Below are 469 nucleotides of genomic sequence, written 5' to 3'. Positions count from 1 at the left end.
ACGGAAGAGCACCAGGCCGCTCGCATCGTTGAGCAGGCTTTCGCCTTCGAGCAGGATTTGCAGCCGCCGCGGCAGTCTCACCCGCTGCAGCACGGCGCGGGCGGAAATCGCATCGGGCGGCGAAACGACTGCGCCCAGCACGGCACAGGCCGCCCAAGGCAGCGCTGGAAACAACAGATGCGTCACGACGGCAACGATGGCAGACGTGAAAAACACGGCACCGATCGCCAGCGAGGCGATACCGAACACATGCCGGCGCAACCGGCCAAGCGCGATCGCCCATGCGCCATCCATCAGAAGCGGTGGCAGGAAGATGACGAGCACGAGGCCGGGATCGACCGTGATCGCCGGCAGGCCAGGCAGGAAGGCAAGCAGCGCCCCGCCCGAAAGCAGCGCCACCGATGGCGGCAATCCCAGCCGTTCGGCAACGTAATGCAGCGCGATGATCGCCATGAACATGGCAATCACC

The 469-nt window shown here is 65.7% G+C and carries 1 protein-coding gene; it reads right to left on the bottom strand.

All coding sequences use genetic code 11. The features are described 5' to 3' along the window. The coding region (locus AC1D0P_RS29085; protein ID WP_477679909.1) for a cation:proton antiporter domain-containing protein at positions 1-468 on the bottom strand (468 nt) is incomplete at its 3' end. Position 469: the final 1 nt, after the last annotated feature.

Source organism: Polaromonas sp. P1_G2 (assembly GCF_056405515.1).
The sequence above is the reverse complement of the archived record's forward strand: the minus strand, read 5'-3'. Positions and strand labels throughout refer to the sequence as shown.